The sequence below is a fragment of the Curtobacterium sp. 179-B 9B NHS genome, from assembly GCF_045370965.1.
In the GTDB taxonomy this organism is placed as follows: Bacteria; Actinomycetota; Actinomycetes; order Actinomycetales; family Microbacteriaceae; genus Curtobacterium.
The window spans coordinates 57,319-73,879 of sequence record NZ_JBIQDQ010000001.1 but is presented as its reverse complement, the minus strand read 5'-3'; the positions used below and the strand labels follow the sequence as shown (position 1 = coordinate 73,879).

The following is a 16,561-nucleotide window of genomic DNA, read 5'->3' as shown; positions in this document are numbered from 1 at the left end:
GGGGCCGACCGCTCGCCACGGGCGCGGGTCACGAACGAGTAACGGTTACCGGTCCGATCGAGTCGCGGACGACGAGCTCTCCGCGGAGCCGCTCGACCCCGGCACGCGGCGTCGGCGGTGCGGTCAGCGCTCCCGTCTGCTCGAGCGCACGGCGGACCGCCGCGCGACCCATCTGCTCGTGCGGGAGCGCGACGGTCGTCAGGCCCGGACGCAGGGCGGCGGCCACGAGCTGCAGGTCGTCGATGCCGACGACCGACAGGTCACGGCCGATCCGCATGCCCCGCTCCTCCGCGACCTGGTAGACCCCCATCGCCATCTGGTCGTTGAAGGCGAACACCGCGGTCGGGCGCTCGGTGGCGCGGTCGCCGGCCGCCTCCGGTACCGGTCCGAACAGCTCCGTCGCCGCCCGGAAGCCCGCTGCGGCATCCGCGACCTCGCCGACCGCGCGGACCACCACGGGGGTGCCGCCGGCCTCCACCAGGGTCCGCTCGTACCCCTCGACCCGGCCGGTCACGGCGGGACCGGCGCCCTCGACCGTCAGGTGCGCGATGCGCCGGTGCCCCGCCTCGAGCAACGCGCGGACCGCCGTCGCGGCGATGTCCTGCTCGTCGGGCACCACCGACGGCACCGGAGCAGCGGGGTCGAACGCGTCGAGCAGCACCGTCCGGGCCGGGTCGAGCGACCGCGGCAGCCGGATGACCCGGTTCGACGCCGAGGCGAACACCACCGCGTCGACCTGCCGCTGGATCAGGGCGTCGATGCGCGGGTCGTCGAACTCCCCGGCTGCGATGTCGACGATCATCAGGACGTGGTCGTGCGCGGCCGCCTCGGCCTGCGCCCCGACGATGATCTTGCCCGCGTACGGGGTCGACGCGATCTCCTCGGACACGAACCCCAGGACCGCCCGTCGGTCGGTCCGCATGGCACGGGCGATCGGGTTCGGCGCGTACCCGAGCCGTTCGACCGCTTCCTCGACCCGGAGGCGCGTCCGGGCACTCACGGTGCCCTTGCCGCTCAGCGCGTGCGACACCGTCGTGATCGACACCCCGGCCTCGGCCGCCACGTCGCGGATGCTCGTCGCTCGCGCCACGTGGTCTCCTGCTCTCTGCCCGTCCGGCCCGACGGCCCTTCCGGGAACCACCCGCGGACCGCACGTGCTGAGCCTAGTCACGCACTCGGCGGACGCGGGCGCGGCGAGGGACTAGCGCGGAGCGGGCGCTCCCACGGCGAGCGCCGACGCCAGGGTCGCGATCAGCCCGAGCCGGGCGAAGTACGGTCGGGCGCCCACGGGGAGCACCGCGATCAGGGCGAACGCGTTCGCTGCGGTGTCCGCGAGCCGGTCCTGCTCGGACGCCGACAGCGGCACCCCGGCCACGACGAGGGTCGCCCACCCGACGATCTCCGCGCTCGGCAGCTCCGGGTCGCAGGCACTGGCACGGTCCACGCCGTCGGGCAGTGGCGTGACGCGGTGTGCCTGCAGGACCGCCTCGAGCTCTTCTCGCATCGCTCCACCGTAGAGAGCGGCACGACGTCGGTCACAGGGAACCGGGGGACGTCACCGCCCGGTCACCGGGTCGGCTCTCGGCTCGCGCGGGTTGAGTGGACCCGTGCAGCCCTCATCGGAACCGACGCAGACCCCGGGTGACGGCGCGCTGCTGTCGCTCGTCTACGCCAGCCGCGCGGTCGTCGGCTTCGGACTCGACGACCTCGACGACCTGCTGGCGCACGCCCGCAGCGCGAACGCCCGCGCCGGCGTGACCGGCCTGCTGCTGTTCCGCGACCACCGGTTCCTGCAGCTGCTCGAGGGGCCCGCCACGGCGGTCCGCGAGAAGATGGCGTACATCGCCGAGGACCCGCGCCACGACCAGGTCACCGTGCTGCTCGAGGAACAGGTGCCCGCACGGCAGTTCCCGGACTGGTCGATGGGCTACGCGGCCGAGACCACCCTGCAGCGCGCCGCGGTGCCCGGTCACCGCACCACCTTCGACGACCTCGACTTCCTGCCGGACGACCACGGCGGGGCACCGGACCTCGCCGCGGTGCGGGAGCTCCTGCAGTGGTTCCGGCAGGACCGGACCGGAGCAGGTGCGGACGCGGGCACGGCCCGCGCACGCTGACCCCGCTGCCGGGGCGACCGGACCACGGACGGGAGGCGCGGTGCCGGCCCGCACCGTGCCTCCCGTCCGGCACCGCGCACGGCCGCAGCGTGCCGCGCCGGCACGCGTCGTGCCTCCCGTCCGGTACGCCGCACGTCACACGCCCGCAGCGCGCCGATCAGCGCAACCAGCGGTACTCGTACTCCGGCCGTCCCTGCCCGCGGTGGCGGACGTCCTTGGCGACCTGCCCGGCAGCGGCCAGGTGCTCGAGGTACCGCCGGACGGTGACCCGCGACAGCCCGGTCGCCTCGGCGACCTCGGATGCCGAACCACCGTCGGACCGCTGCAGCAGTGCGTCGCGCACCACCTCGAGCGTCTCCGGGGCGATGCCCTTCTCGTGGTCGGCGGGCGCGACCGGACGGAGCGTCCCGAGCCGCTGGTCGATGTCGGCCTGCGTGAGGGCACGACGGTCCTCGAACCCGCGCCGGAACTCGCGGTACGACGTCATCCGGTCGGCGAACGACCGGAAGCTGAAGGGCTTGACGAGGTACTGCACGACCCCGAGGGCGATCGCGTTCCGCACCGCCTGGACGTCGTGTGCCGCGGTCACCGCGACGACGTCGACGGCGGAACCGGCGGCTCGCAGCGTGCGGACGAGCTGCAGGCCGTGGGCGTCCGGCAGGTTCAGGTCGAGCAGCACGAGGTCCGGTCGCTCCGCAGCGACCGCGGCGAGCATCGCCCGACCGGTCCCCACGGTGCCGACCACGGCGAAGCCCTCGAGGCGCGACACGTAGGCCGTGTGCGCCTCGGCGGTCAGCGGCTCGTCCTCGACGATGAGGACCCGGATGGGCGCGGTCACGAGGGCACCCGCCCGGTGGTGATCTCGACGGTGAACGTGCTGCCGTCCGGTCCCGTGGTCACGGCGACGTCACCGCCGATGCGGGCCAGGGTGGCGCGGACGAGGTCGAGGCCGATGCCGCGTCCCTCGGGACCGGACTGCTTCGTCGACCACCCGCGCTCGTAGACGGCGTCGACGTCGGCGATGCCCGGTCCGTCGTCGCGGACGACGAGCCGGACGGTCCCGCCGGCTGCGGCGACGACGACCTCGACGCGGCCGCGGTCCGGGCCCTGCGGGGAACCGGCGACGGCGTCGACGGCGTTGTCCACGAGGTTGCCGAGCACGGTGACCACGTCGGCGGGTGCGGCCGGGACGGGGCCGAGCAGTCCGCTCGTGTCGGCGACCAGGTCGACGCCGCGCTCGCCCGCCTGTGCCCGCTTGGCGGCGAGGAGGGCGTCGAGCACCTCGGGCTCGGTGTGCGCCGGGTCGGCGCACGGGTCGCTCTCGCCGGACGCGTCGGTCCCGCTGCGCCGGTCGGTCTCGCCGTGCCGCTCGACCTCGCTGTGCCGGTCGATCTCGTGTGCGGCGAACCGGATCGCCTCGTCGACCCGACCGAGCTCCAGCAGCGCGACGACGGTGTGCAGGCGGTTGGCGAACTCGTGCGTCTGCGAGCGCAGCGCATCGGTGAGCGTCCTGGTGGCGGCGAGCTCGCCGGACAGGTGCAGCAGGTCGGTCTGGTCGCGGATGGTCGCGACGGTGCCGACCGGCCGGGTCGCCCCCCGCGGGAACGCCATCTCCTGGTTGACCACGAGCACCCGGTCGCTCGTGGGGTACGTCTCGTCCACGGCACGGTCACCCGATGCGAGCAGGGTCCGGAGGGCGTCCGGCACGTCGAGCGCCGCCAGCGGCACCGGATCCTGGCGTTCGGCCGGCGCCGGCAGGTGCAGCAGCTCCGCCGCACGGTCGTTGTGCAGGACGACCGCCCCCGACCGGTCGACGACCACGAGCCCCTCGTGCACCAAGTGGAGCACGCCCTCGTAGGACGCGAAGACCCGCGCGAGCTCCTCCGGGCCCCGTCCCGCGGTGACCCGACCGAGGTACCGGCTGAGCAACCACGAGAACAACGCGGACACCGCGACCACCGCCAGGCCGAGCAGGACGACCGACGTGAGTCGCGGCACGAGGGCACTCGAGATGTTCGCCACGGTGACCCCGGCGGCGACCAGCCCGACGATCCGGCCGTCGTCGTCGGTGATCGGCGTGACGGCCCGCACCGAGGGGCCGAGCGTCCCGGTGGAGGTCTCGGTGAAGGTCCGGCCGTCGAGCGCCGGCTGGACCGTACCGCGGAACGGCCGGCCGAGCTCCGACCGGTCGGGGTGCGTCCACCGGGTCCGGTCGGGCGCCATGATCGTGATGAAGTCCGTGTGGGTGCGGCGCATCAGGTCGAGCGCGTACGGCTCGAGGCGCTCGGACGGGTCCGCGGTGGTCGCCTGCTGGACCACGAACGGGTTCCGGGCGATCGACACCGCGACGGCGGTGGACTTCTCGGCCGCGTCCGCCTCGAGGTCGGCTCGCGCCGAGGTCCAGCTCCAGACGCCACCGACCGCCACCCCGACCACGACGAACAGCAGCTGCAGCGCGAAGAGTCGCGCGGCGATGCTCCACCGACGGGGTACCACTGAGCTGCCTCCTCGCTCCGTTGCGGGACGACCCATCCTCGCGCACGGGGGCCCGTCCGCGCAGCCTCCCCGTGAACGTTGTGAACACAAGTCGCCGCCGCGGGTCGCTCCGCGCGAGGGTGTGTCCGTTCCCCCGAGGACGAACCGACCGGAGCGACGCCGCTCCTGATCCTGACGACAAGGAAGTCGCATGGCATCGACGCACTCGACCACCGCCCGCCCACGGCGACGCGGTCTGGATCGCTCGCACTGGCTCTACATCGCGGTCATCGTGGCCGTGCTCGCCGGCATCGTGGTCGGCCTGACGGCCCCCGACTTCGCCGTCGGACTCAAGCCGATCGGCGACGGCTTCATCGCGCTGATCAAGATGATGATCGCGCCGGTCATCTTCTGCACGATCGTGCTCGGCGTCGGCTCCATCGCGAAGGCGGCGACGGTCGGCAAGGTCGGCGGGTTGGCGCTCGGCTACTTCGTCGCGATGTCGACGTTCGCCCTGGCGATCGGCCTCGTCGTCGGCAACCTCATCCACCCCGGCGACCAGCTCGACATGTCGAAGGCGACGTATGAGCTGCCCGCCGGCACCGAGGAGAGCGCGTCCTCGACGTCCGGGTTCCTGCTCGGGATCATCCCCGCGACGCTCGTGTCGTCCCTGACGAGCGGCAGCATCCTGCAGACCCTGTTCGTCGCGCTGCTCGTCGGCTTCGCGCTGCAGGCGATGGGCGAGAAGGGTGCGCCGATCCTCACCGGCATCCGACACCTGCAGGCCCTGGTGTTCCGCATCCTCGCGATGGTGATGTGGGCCGCCCCGATCGGCGCCTTCGGGGCCATCGCAGCGGTGGTCGGTGCCACCGGCGTCGCGGCGCTCGTCGCGCTCGGGACCCTCATGGTCGCGTTCTACATCACCTGCATCGTGTTCGTCGTCGGCGTCCTCGGTGTCCTGCTCCGCGTCGTGACCGGCGTCAACATCTTCCGGCTCATGAAGTACCTCGGCCGCGAGTACCTGCTCATCGTGTCGACGTCCTCCAGCGAGGTCAGCCTCCCGCGGCTCATCGCGAAGATGGAGCACCTCGGCGTCTCGAAGCCCGTCGTCGGCGTCACGGTGCCGACCGGGTACTCGTTCAACCTCGACGGCACCGCGATCTACCTGACGATGTCCTCGCTGTTCATCGCGAACGCCCTCGGCACGCCGCTGAACATCCCCGAGCAGATCTCGCTCCTGGTCTTCATGATCATCGCGTCGAAGGGCGCTGCCGGGGTGACCGGTGCCGGACTCGCCACCCTCGCCGGCGGCCTGCAGGCGCACCGCCCGGACCTGGTCGACGGCGTCGGCCTGATCGTCGGCATCGACCGGTTCATGTCCGAGGCCCGCGCGCTGACGAACTTCACCGGGAACGCCGTGGCCACGGTGCTGGTCGGGACGTGGACGAAGCAGATCGACAAGCAGCAGGTCGAGCGGGTGCTGTCCGGTGCGGCGCCGTTCGACGAGCGGACGATGTCCGCCGACGACCACGGCGCGTCGGCTCGCGCAGACGGTCCCGGCTCCGCTCCCGCCACCGACGAGCGGATCTCGACCGCGGCCGTTCGCACCATCGTCGAGCCCGAGGGCTCGACCGCCACCCGCCGGTAGTCCCCCGTCACGAGGAGATCGACGATGATCACGAACCCCAACCACACGAGTCCCGCACCGCACACCGTGCCCGGCTCGCCCCGCGTCGCCCTGGAGGCGTGGGTCGCCCGGATCGCGTCCCTCACCTGCCCGGACCAGGTCGTCTGGTGCGACGGGTCAGCCGACGAGACCGCCCGCCTGACGCAGCAGCTCGTCGACGAGGGCAAGCTGATCGCCCTCGACCCGGAACGCCGACCGAACAGCTACCTCGCCCGGTCGGACCCGGACGACGTCGCCCGGGTCGAGGGGCGCACGTTCACCTGCTCCCGCACGCCCGAAGACGCCGGTCCGACGAACCACTGGCGGGAACCGGTCGCGATGCGCGCCGAGCTCGACGAGCGGTTCGCCGGGAGCATGCGCGGCCGCACGATGTACGTCGTGCCGTTCTCGATGGGACCGGTGGGCGGCCCGATCTCGCAGCTCGGCGTCGAGGTGACCGACTCGGCCTACGTCGTCCTCAGCATGGGCAGGACGACCCGGCTCGGGGCGGACGTGCTCCGCGCGATCGACGCCGGCGTGCCGTGGGTCGCGACCGTGCACAGCGTCGGGCATCCGCTCCGCGACGACCAGGGCGTCCCGCAGCCGGACTTGTCCTGGCCCTGCAACGCGACGAAGTACATCGTGCAGTTCCCGGAGACCCGCGAGGTCTGGTCGTACGGCTCGGGCTACGGCGGCAACGCCCTGCTCGCCAAGAAGTGCTTCGCGCTCCGGATCGCCTCGGTGATGGGTCGTGACGAGGGGTGGCTCGCCGAGCACATGCTGCTCGTCCGGCTCACCTCGCCCGAGGGCCGGGCCGTCCACGTCGCCGCCGCGTTCCCCTCGGCCTGCGGCAAGACCAACCTCGCGATGCTGCAGCCGGCCCTGCCCGGGTGGTCCGTCGAGACGATCGGCGACGACATCGCCTGGCTCCGCCCGGGTGCCGACGGACGACTGCACGCGATCAACCCGGAGGCCGGGCTGTTCGGCGTCGCACCGGGGACCGGCCCCGACACGAACCCCGTCGCGGTCGAGACGATCGCCGCGGACACGATCTTCACGAACGTCGCGCTCACGGACGACGGCGACGTCTGGTGGGAGGGCCTCACCCCCGAACCGCCCGCGCACCTGGTCGACTGGACCGGCGCCGACTGGACACCGGCGAGCGGCACTCCGGCCGCGCACCCGAACGCCCGGTTCACGGTGGCGCTCGACCGGGTCCCGACGCTCGCCGACGGGTGGGAGCGCAGCGTCGCCGTCGACGCCGTCGTGTTCGGCGGTCGTCGGTCGACGAACGTCCCGCTCGTGGCGCAGGCGTCGACCTGGGCCGAGGGCGTGTTCATGGGTGCGACGGTGTCGTCCGAGCGGACCGCCGCAGCCGAGGGCACCGTCGGGGAGCTCCGCCGCGACCCCTTCGCGATGCTGCCGTTCTGCGGCTACGACATGGCCGACCACTGGGCGCACTGGCTCCGGATCGGCGAGCGCCTCGGCGCCGGGGCACCGGCGGTGTTCCAGGTCAACTGGTTCCGGCGGGGCGAGGACGGCGCCTTCCTGTGGCCGGGCTTCCGCGAGAACGCCCGCGTGCTCGAGTGGATCGCGCGCCGCGTCGAGGGCACCGTGCCGGCGGTCGAGAGCCCGGTCGGCCTCCTCCCCGACCTGGACGACCTGGACGTGCACGGGCTCGACGTCACCGCCGCACAGCTCGAGGCCCTCTTCGCCGTCGACCCCGGGCCGTGGCTCGAGGAGTGCGACCTGACCGAGGAGTTCCTCGCCGGGTTCGGCGACCGCACGCCCCCGGTGCTCACCGCGATCCTCGACGAGCGTCGCGCGGCCCTGCACGCCACGGCCGACGTCCGGCAGGTCGCCTGATGCCGTCCGGCGCCCCGACCACGACCGGGGTGTCCACCGCCGCCGAGCGTGCGCGCCTGCAGCGGGTGTGGGACGAGAAGCTCGCTGCCGCCGAGGCGATGGTGCCGCTCATCGGACGGCTGTACCGGCGGGACGACGTCGTGCCGTCCGTCCACGGCCGTCCCCTGGTGGGGCAGTCCCCGATCGGGATCGTCAAGGCGCACCGGTCGAGCCGCCGGGTCGACGAGACCGAACTGCCGGTCGCAACGAGCCTGGCGATCCTGACCGAGCTCGACACGATGGCACTGTCGTCGGTGTCGGTGGACCTCGGCGACCTCGCGTCCCGCCACCGACGTGACCGCCTCGGCAGCACCCTGCGCGAGTTCCTCACCGACGAGTTCTTCCTGCACCGCGGCACGGCGGACGGACCGCACCGCGACGCCCCGCGCGACGTCGTGCTGTACGGGTTCGGGCGGATCGGTCGGATGCTCGCCCGGATCCTGCTCGAACGCGCCGGGGAGCACGCCCCGCTCGCCCTGCGTGCCGTCGTCGTCCGCCGTCGCGGGCCCGGCGACCTGGTCAAGCGGGCGAGCCTGCTCCGCCGGGACTCGATCCACGGCCCCTTCGCCGGCACGGTGACCGTCGACACCGAGCACGACACCATCACCGCGAACGGCACCCTCGTGCAGTTCGTCTCGGCCGACTCCCCCGACGCCGTCGACTACCGCGCGCACGGCATCGAGGACGCGATCGTCGTCGACACCACCGGTCGCTGGCGCGACGCCGAGGGGCTCGGGCAGCACCTCCTCGCCCCCGGAGCGGCCCGCGTGCTGCTCACCGCGCCGGGGAAGGGCGACGTACCGAACGTGGTGCACGGCATCAACCACGACGGCATCGGCGACGACCCGGTCGTGAGTGCCGCCTCGTGCACGACGAACGCGATCGTCCCGGTGCTCAAGGTCGTGTCCGACGCCTGGGGCATCGTCCACGGGCACGTCGAGACCGTGCACTCCGCCACGAACGACCAGAACCTGGTCGACAACTACCACCCCGCCGACCGGCGAGGGCGGGCGGCGGGCCTGAACATGGTGATCACCGCGACCGGCGCAGCGAAGGCCGCCGAGAAGGCACTGCCCGAACTCCGCGGCCGGCTCACCGGCAGCGCCGTCCGCGTCCCCACGCCGAACGTCTCGCTCGCGGTCATCCACCTGACGCTCGGTCACCCGGTCGGACGCGACGAGCTGAACGGGGTGCTCCGGGACGCCTCGCTCACCTCGCCGCTCCGGCGGCAGATCGACTACGTCGAGTCGCCGGAGGTCGTCTCGACGGACCTGCTCGGCAGTCGGCGGGCGGGCATCGTGGACGGGCTCGCGACGATCGCGGACGGGTCCGAGCACGCGGTGCTGTACGTCTGGTACGACAACGAGTCCGGCTACAGCCGACAGGTGCACCGGGTCCTGCAGGAGATGGCCGGCGGCCGGCGGGCGGCGTCGCCCGCCGGTCACGCACTCCGTCCGGTCCGTGCGGCAGCGCACCTGTCGTCCTGACGGGGCGGACGGGAGGCGCGGACCACCGGACGCCGACCGGCGACGGTGATCCGCGCCTCCAGTCCGTCGTCGCGGTGCCGGTCCGTCAGCCGGCCTGCGGACGACCGGCACGATCGCCGTGCCACGTCGACCGCTCGGGACGCGACGTCGGTGCCGTCTCCCCCGACGTCGGTGCCGTCACCTGCACCGGCTAGGTGAAGAAGACGACGGTGCCGACGCCGATCCAGGCGAGGCCGATGGCGGCCAGCGCGGCGAGGCTGGCGAGACCGGTCGCGACGACCGCCGACACCTGTTCGCGCCAGACGCGGAGCGAGCTCGCCGCGATGCAGAGGGCGAGGACGGCGACGGGCAAGGACCCGATCAGCGCGGCAGCCTGGACGGCAGAGGTCCGACGATCGGCTGCTGTGGGCGGGAGCATGCCGTCGTCGTGGTCGAACTGGGAGGGCGGGGTCTGGCGAGCGGGATCGAAGACGCCGGTCGCCACGAGCACGATGCCCCACAGGACGATCAGTGCGATCGCGAGGAGGGCCCGGACGTTGACCTGCCGCGACCGGTCCCGCCCCCGAAGCCCCATGCGCCGACCCTAGCGCGCTGGGCGCCGGACGCTTCGTCGAGCAAGGGCCGATCGGCGGTGCCTCGTCCGTCGGGACCGTCGCGTCATGCGGCCTGCGTGTAGTGCCCGGCGTCGAGGTCCTCGAGCAGGGTCGGGCCCGTCGGCTCCCAGCCGAGGAGCGCGCGCGTCCGAGCGCTCGACGCGGGCTGGTCGCCGCCGAGCAGCGCACCGAACACCCCGAGTGTCGTCGCGTCGACCGGCTGTGCCGGCATGCCGGTCTGCCTGCTGATCGACTCGGCGACCGCGCGCATCGGGACCCCCTCCTCGGCGACGGCGTGCAGGACGGACCCTGCCGGAGCGCTCTCGAGCGCTCGCCGGAACAGACGGGCTGCGTCGCCGACGTGCACCGCCGGCCACCGGTTCGATCCGTCACCGACGTACGCAGCCGCGCCGAGCTGTCGGTCGAGCTGCACGAGTGCGGCGACGAGCCCGTTCCGGTCCCCCACGCCGTGCACCGTCCGGGGCATCCGCACCAGCCCGGCGCGGATGCCCCGGTCGGCTAGCCCGAGGACCGCAGCAGCCGTGCGCGCACGGGCACCAGCCGGGCCGTCAGGATCGAGCGGGTCGCCCTCGGTCGCCGTGCCGCGCGGGGTCGTCGGGGTGCCCGAAGCGGCGAACAGGGCCTTCCCGCTGCCGGCCAGCGCGTCACCGAGCGTGTCGAACAGCGCGACCTCGTTGTCGATCGCCTCGTCGAACGCGTCGAAGTCGAGCGTGAACGCGAGGTGCGCCGTCGCATCGGCCCGGGTGGCCTGCTCGACGATGAGCGCGTGGTCGGCCATCTCGCCGCGCACCGCCTCGGCGCCGGCGGCCCGGATGCGCTCGGCGGAGGAGGCGGAGCGGGCGAGCCCGACGACGTCGTGTCCGTGCGCAACGAGGTCGCGGGTGAGGACGCTGCCGATCCAACCCGACGCGCCGGTGATGAAGACGTGCATGGTGACTCCCGTCCGGTGCCGATGCGACACCGCTCGTGTTATGAGACTTGGTATCGTCACCGTACACCTGATGCGACCGAGTCGCATCGACTAGACTCTGCCCGTGGCACGCTGGCAACCGGACCCCCGGGGTCGACTCCTCCGAGCGGCGCTCGAGCTCTTCGCGGAGCAGGGCTACGACGCCACGACCGCGGCACAGATCGCGGAGCGCGCCGGCCTCACCAAGGCCACGCTCTTCCGGCAGTTCCCCGACAAGCGCGAGATCCTCTTCCAGGGGCAGGCCGCCACCATCGACACCGTCCGGCGCGTGGTGCGGGACGCGCCAGCGGACCAGGTGGACGAGACACTGGTCGACGACGTGCTCGGCGCCCTCGTTGCCGCGCACGTGCCGGAGCAGCAGGAGGTCGGCGCCGCGATCACGGCACTGACGCTCGAGCACGAGGCACTGCGCGAGCGGTACGTCTACAAGCGGTCGGTCGTCTCCGACGCGCTCGCCTCGGCGCTGCGCGAGCGGGGCGTGTCTGGGCACCGGGCCGTGGTGCTCGCGGAGATCGGCGTGCGGGCGTACTGGGACGGGTTCGAGCGGTGGACGGCCGAGCCGGCGGGGGCGTCCGTCGAGGTGCTCGGGGCGCTCGTGCGGCAGGAGGCGGCGGCACTGCGGTCTGCGGCGGTCGGGGCGGCGCCAGCGACACCTCGATGAACGAGCCCAGCGCGAGGTGTTCGGTCTGTTCGCGGATGCCGGTGACGGCGCCGCCACCGAGGACGACCCGGTCCGGCCGGTACTGGGCCGCGAGTTCGATGATGCCCTCGCCGACCCGGGTGCCGTGGCGTGCCGGATCGAAGACGCCGGTCGCCACGAGCACGATGCCCCAAGACGATCAGTGCGATCGACGAGGGCCCGGACGTTGACCTGCCGCGACCGGTCCCGCCCCCGAAGCCCCGTGACCAGCGCGCCGAGCGCCGGACCTCCGCGAGCACGGCCCGCCGGTGGTGGCGCGTCCCGTCCTCGGACGTGCGGGCGGTCAGGCCGTGACGACGGTGACGTCCGCGGTGTCGAAGCGCTCGACGAGGTCCGGTGCGATGCCGTCGTCGGTGACGAGGGTCCATCCGCCACCGAGCCGGGTCCATGCGTGGAACTCCGACTGCGCGAGCTTCGAGGAGTCAGCGAGGACGTACACCGCTGCCGCACGACGAGCGATGAGTTCCTTCAGGCGGATCTGACCGAGGTCCGCCTCGCAGATCCCACGCTCCGGGGACACCGCGTCGGCGCCGAGGTACGCCGCATCGAACGTCAGGTACTCGAGCGCCGCCTCCGTCAGGGGTCCGACGAAGCCGTTGCTCAACGACCGGTACTCGCCGCCGAGCATGACGAGTCGGACGTCGTCGCGGTCCGCCATGTCGGTGACGACCCCGACGCTGGTGGTGGTGACGGTGAGGTCGGCGTCCACCGGGAGCGCATGGGCGAACGCCGCGACGGTCGAGCCGTTGTCGAGGAAGAGCGACGTCCCGGGCTGCACGGCCTCGGCTGCGCGCCGCGCGATGTCGCGCTTCGCGTCGAAGTGCTCACCGAGCCGCTGCCGCAGCGACGCCTCGGGGTGCGCGGCCACCGCCATCGCGCCACCGAACGTCCGGGTGAGCTTCCGCTGCTCCTGCAGGGTCGCGAGGTCCCGGCGGATGGTGGATGCCGTGACCCCGAACCGCTCCGAGAGTTCGTCGACGCTCGCGAGTCCGACCGTCGTCGCGAGCGTGACGATCGCGTCACGCCGAGCTCTGGCCGAGATCGACACGGGCACCTTCCGGACAGTGGGGACTCAGGACCTGTCAGGCGCCCGAGGCCGGTCGCAGCGCGCCCGACGTCGGGGCGAGCTCGGCGGCCTGGCGGAGCGCCTCGATCATGCTAGCGACATCGGCTTTGCCCGAGCCCGCGATGTCGAACGCCGTCCCGTGGTCCACCGACGTGCGGATGACCGGCAGACCCACCGTGATGTTCACCCCGGCCTCGATCCCGAGCACCTTCACGGGGCCGTGCCCCTGGTCGTGGTACATCGCGACCACCAGGTCGTAGTCCCCGCGGCCGGCGAGGAAGAAGAGGGTGTCGGCCGGGTGCGGTCCGACGGCGTCGATGCCGTCGGCGCGCGCCGCTTCGACGCCCGGAGCGATCTTCTCGGCCTCCTCGCCGTACCCGAAGAGGCCGTTCTCGCCGGCGTGCGGGTTGATCGCCGCGACACCGATCTTCGGGTGCGGGTTGCCCGACCGGACGAGGGCTTCGTTCCCGCGCCGGATGGTCCGCTCGACGAGTCCGGGTTCGATCTTCGCGACGGCGTCGATGAGACCGAGGTGGGTGGTCACGTGGACGACCTTCAGCTTGGCGGTCGAGAGCATCATCGAGACCTCGTCGACGCCCATGAGCTCGGCGAGGAGCTCGGTGTGCCCGGGGAAGACGTGGCCACCGGCGTGCAGCGCCTCCTTGTTGAGCGGAGCCGTGCAGATCGCCTGGACCTTCCCGGCCATCGCCGCTTCGCACGCGACACGGATGTACTGGAAGGCTGCATCGCCGGCGACCGGCGAGAGCTGCCCCCACGGCAGGTCCTCGGGCAGGAGTCCGAGGTCGACCACGTCGATGACGCCGTCCCGGTGCCCGGCGTCAGCGACGTCCTCGACGACGTTGAAGGTGACGTCGACGTTCCGGATGGCGGCGGCCTGGCGGAGACGACCGAGGTCGCCGATGACGACGGGGCGGCAGACGGCCAGGACGTCCGGCGACACGACGGCCTCGACGACGATCTCTGGGCCGACACCGGCCCCGTCACCCATCGTGACAGCGACGATCGGAGTTGCGTTCATCTGCGGTACTGCCTTTCGGTTCGTGCGGCCTGCGGCCGCTTCGACGCGGCCTGCGTCGCGGACGGGTCGTCGCGAGCGGACTGGAGGAACGTGGCCGCGTCGAGCAGGTTCGTGACGGTCCCGAAGCTGCCGGGTCGTGTGACGACGAGCCGGCCGTCGTCCGCGCGGGACACGACGCATCCGGGTTCGACGGCGCCCTCGGGCACGATGGTCGCGATGCCGAGGCGACTGAGCACGGAGCGGGCGGTCTCGCCACCGGTCAGCACCAGGGCGGACCGACCGCTGATGGTGGCGGCCACGATGCCGAGACCGTCGGCGAGCCGTCGGGCGAGGTGCGGGACCGGGTCGTTCCGGTCCTCGACGCAGATCGCCGCGCTCCCACTGCGCAGGGCTGCGCGCGCTTCCTCGATCGCCGGGTGGTCGACGTCGTCGACCTCACGGCGGTCGACGGCGCGGAGCAGGACGTCACGGGGCACGGGCACGACGGGGACACCGTTCGCTGCGAGGGCCGCGAGCTGCCCGGTCGCCTCGGTGCTGGCCGTGCCCACGACGAGGAGGACGGGCTGGAGTCCCCCGGCGAGCGCCACCCGCTCCCGATCGTTCGTCACGACGGGGCCCGGGGGCTGCGCTCCGCGGAGGCGACCGACTGCCGCAGCGATCCCGCCGGACCCGACGATCGTGCAGTCCGCACCGTCGAGCGCCGCTGCGATCCGGTCGAGGTCGTGGTCCGAGGCGGCGTCGACGACGGGGACCTCGCCGGCGCCGATCGCTCGCTCGACCGCGTCGAGGACGGCCGCGCTCCCGGCGCGGACGACCGCGAGCGGGACGGACCGGGCTCGCGGTCCGACCGCGGCCAGTGGGCCGGGGACGACCCGGGCCTCCAGGCCGTGCAGCCCTGCATCCGCCACCGGGCGGCCGTGCACGAGGAGCTGACCGTGGACGACCGTCCTCCCGAGTGCCGGGAGCGCCGTGGCGACCACGACGCGTGCGCCGGCGTCGAGGAGCCCGTCGATGACGTCTCCCACGCCGCCGCGCAGCAGCGAGTCGGTCTTCACCAGCCGCACCGGCGCTCCGGCTGCGCGCATCCGTTGTGATGCCTGCGCGACGGCCGCACGACGCGCGGCCGGGTCGAGCGACCGCGTGTCGCAGTCCAGAACGACGTCGGACCGCGATCGAGCGACGTGCTCGAGCGCGGCGGGGAGCGTCAGGGCGACGGTGACCGACCCGGTGCCGAGGACCGCAGCGACCTCGGCGGCTCCGGACAGGTCGTCGGCGATCGCGGCGAGGCGGTTCGACATCGGACCCCTCCTCGGGCTCGGTGGACGGTCCCGTCGAAGCATCGACGGCGTGCACGAAACACGCTAGACGAACTGCGTGAAACACGCAATAGTGGGCGCGCACGGCTGCCGCTCGGCGACTCGACGACGAGTCGCTCCGACGGCGCCCGAACGAGAGGAACCCAGTGCGTGACACCGACATCCGAGGCCGGCGGCTCGCCCCCGCCGTCCTCGGCACCATGACCTTCGGCGACAGCGTCGACGAGCCCACGGCGGCCGAGATGGTCGACCGCTTCCTGGCATCCGGCGGGACCGGCATCGACACGGCCAACGGGTACGCCGGCGGCCGCAGCGAGGAGATCCTCGGCTCCGTGCTCGCCGGACGCCGCGACGAGGTCGTGCTCGCGACGAAGGTCGGCATCCCGAACCCGGACGCCGGAGGGGCCGCGCCGCTGTCCGCCGTGGCGGTCGAACGGTGCGTGCGCGCGAGCCTCCGACGGCTCCGGACGGACCACGTCGACGTCCTCTACCTGCACCAGCCCGACCGCTCGACCACGGCGGAGGAGACGCTGACCGCCGTCCGGGCGCTCGTCGAGGCGGGCGTGGTGCGCACGTGGGGTGTCTCGAACTTCGCGGCCTGGCAGATCGCGGAGCTGCGGCACACCGCCGCGCGACTCGGTCTCGACGCGCCCGTCCTCGGGCAGCAGGTCTACAGCGTGATCGCGACCCGCATCGACGACGAGTACGCCGAGTACGCCAGGAGCACCGGACTCGCGACGATCGTCTACAACCCGCTCGGCGGCGGGCTCCTGACCGGCAGGCACCGACCGGACGAGCACCCGACGGCGGGACGCTTCGGGTCCTCGCCGCTCGCCGGCATGTACCGCGACCGGTACTGGAACGACGAGGTCTTCGCCGCGGTCGGACAGCTCCGTGCGATCGCCGAGGGTGCGGGGATGCCGATGGCCGAGCTCGCGCTGCGCTGGACGATCGGCCGTGCCGTCGTGGACGCCGTCCTGATCGGTGGGTCGCGGCTCACGAACATCGAGGCGAACCTCACCGCGCTGGCCGCCGGTGCGCTGCCGGAGGACGTGCAGCGGGCTGTCGACGACGTGGCCGCTGCGCTCCGCGGACCGATGCCGGCCTACAACCGCTGACGCATAGATGGCTGCCCGACCACGTGACGGACAGGAGGCGCAGTGCCGGCTGGCACCGCGCCTCCCGTCGGTCCGGGGTCGCGCAGGC

Annotated in this window: 13 protein-coding genes and 2 pseudogenes; 6 read left to right on the top strand and 9 right to left on the bottom strand. The window is 73.1% G+C overall.

Features of this window, described 5'->3' with window-relative positions; translation table 11 throughout:
• Nucleotides 1-28 precede the first annotated feature (28 nt).
• Together ACH0A8_RS00385 and ACH0A8_RS00380 are read right to left on the bottom strand one after the other, a co-directional pair.
• Nucleotides 29-1,090, bottom strand: a complete 1,062-nt coding sequence (locus ACH0A8_RS00385; RefSeq protein ID WP_406906066.1) for a LacI family DNA-binding transcriptional regulator — start codon at nt 1,088-1,090, stop codon at nt 29-31.
• Between the two features lie 111 nt (nt 1,091-1,201).
• Complete coding sequence (locus ACH0A8_RS00380; RefSeq protein ID WP_066652329.1) at nt 1,202-1,504, bottom strand: hypothetical protein; 303 nt, start codon at nt 1,502-1,504, stop codon at nt 1,202-1,204.
• Nucleotides 1,505-1,607: 103 nt separating this feature from the next.
• Between ACH0A8_RS00380 and ACH0A8_RS00375 the strand changes: the two genes are divergently transcribed.
• Nucleotides 1,608-2,117 (top strand): BLUF domain-containing protein, encoded by a 510-nt coding sequence (locus ACH0A8_RS00375; RefSeq protein WP_066652328.1) that lies wholly within the window; start codon nt 1,608-1,610, stop codon nt 2,115-2,117.
• Between the two features lie 157 nt (nt 2,118-2,274).
• Here ACH0A8_RS00375 and ACH0A8_RS00370 read toward each other — a convergent pair whose 3' ends face one another.
• Nucleotides 2,275-2,955: a response regulator gene (locus ACH0A8_RS00370; protein WP_326495588.1), complete on the bottom strand. Its 681-nt coding sequence runs from the start codon at nt 2,953-2,955 to the stop codon at nt 2,275-2,277.
• Entirely contained in the window at nt 2,952-4,613 is a 1,662-nt protein-coding gene (locus tag ACH0A8_RS00365) for an ATP-binding protein (RefSeq protein ID WP_406906064.1), read from the bottom strand. The genes ACH0A8_RS00370 and ACH0A8_RS00365 overlap by 4 nt, the downstream gene beginning before the upstream one ends.
• A gap of 190 nt (nt 4,614-4,803) precedes the next feature.
• Between ACH0A8_RS00365 and ACH0A8_RS00360 the strand changes: the two genes are divergently transcribed.
• Genes ACH0A8_RS00360 through ACH0A8_RS00350 form a run of 3 tightly spaced genes read left to right on the top strand, consistent with a single transcriptional unit; the run spans nt 4,804 to nt 9,650 of the window.
• A complete protein-coding gene (locus ACH0A8_RS00360; RefSeq protein WP_406906062.1) occupies nt 4,804-6,240 on the top strand; it encodes a cation:dicarboxylate symporter family transporter in 1,437 nt (478 codons plus the stop codon).
• 24 nt (nt 6,241-6,264) lie between these two features.
• Nucleotides 6,265-8,124, top strand: a complete 1,860-nt coding sequence (locus ACH0A8_RS00355; protein ID WP_209683918.1) for a phosphoenolpyruvate carboxykinase (GTP) — start codon at nt 6,265-6,267, stop codon at nt 8,122-8,124.
• Nucleotides 8,124-9,650, top strand: coding sequence for a glyceraldehyde-3-phosphate dehydrogenase (locus tag ACH0A8_RS00350; protein WP_066652317.1), 1,527 nt, complete (start codon nt 8,124-8,126; stop codon nt 9,648-9,650). Before ACH0A8_RS00355 ends, ACH0A8_RS00350 begins: the two co-directional genes overlap by 1 nt.
• A gap of 190 nt (nt 9,651-9,840) precedes the next feature.
• Here ACH0A8_RS00350 and ACH0A8_RS00345 read toward each other — a convergent pair whose 3' ends face one another.
• Complete coding sequence (locus tag ACH0A8_RS00345; protein ID WP_406906059.1) at nt 9,841-10,224, bottom strand: hypothetical protein; 384 nt, start codon at nt 10,222-10,224, stop codon at nt 9,841-9,843.
• 83 nt (nt 10,225-10,307) lie between these two features.
• Nucleotides 10,308-11,195, bottom strand: a complete 888-nt coding sequence (locus ACH0A8_RS00340) for an SDR family oxidoreductase (protein WP_209683922.1) — start codon at nt 11,193-11,195, stop codon at nt 10,308-10,310.
• Between the two features lie 103 nt (nt 11,196-11,298).
• On the opposite strand from ACH0A8_RS00340, the gene ACH0A8_RS00335 reads away from it, so the two are divergent.
• Nucleotides 11,299-11,895: a TetR/AcrR family transcriptional regulator gene (locus ACH0A8_RS00335; RefSeq protein WP_209683923.1), complete on the top strand. Its 597-nt coding sequence runs from the start codon at nt 11,299-11,301 to the stop codon at nt 11,893-11,895.
• 322 nt (nt 11,896-12,217) lie between these two features.
• Here the strand turns inward: ACH0A8_RS00335 and ACH0A8_RS00330 are convergent, their stop codons facing one another.
• From ACH0A8_RS00330 to ACH0A8_RS00320, 3 genes and pseudogenes are all read right to left on the bottom strand, one after another.
• Nucleotides 12,218-12,988 (bottom strand): DeoR/GlpR family DNA-binding transcription regulator, encoded by a 771-nt coding sequence (locus ACH0A8_RS00330; RefSeq protein ID WP_307810389.1) that lies wholly within the window; start codon nt 12,986-12,988, stop codon nt 12,218-12,220.
• A 28-nt stretch (nt 12,989-13,016) separates the two neighbouring features.
• Nucleotides 13,017-14,611 (bottom strand): annotated as a pseudogene (pdxA, locus tag ACH0A8_RS00325) (4-hydroxythreonine-4-phosphate dehydrogenase PdxA); the annotation flags it as partial.
• Nucleotides 14,612-14,698: 87 nt separating this feature from the next.
• A pseudogene (locus tag ACH0A8_RS00320) lies at nt 14,699-15,337 on the bottom strand (four-carbon acid sugar kinase family protein); the annotation flags it as partial.
• A gap of 164 nt (nt 15,338-15,501) precedes the next feature.
• Here ACH0A8_RS00320 and ACH0A8_RS00315 point away from each other — a divergent pair.
• The gene (locus ACH0A8_RS00315; RefSeq protein WP_406906056.1) at nt 15,502-16,473 is read left to right on the top strand and encodes an aldo/keto reductase; all 972 of its coding nucleotides are present in this window, start codon (nt 15,502-15,504) and stop codon (nt 16,471-16,473) included.
• Nucleotides 16,474-16,561 lie beyond the last annotated feature (88 nt).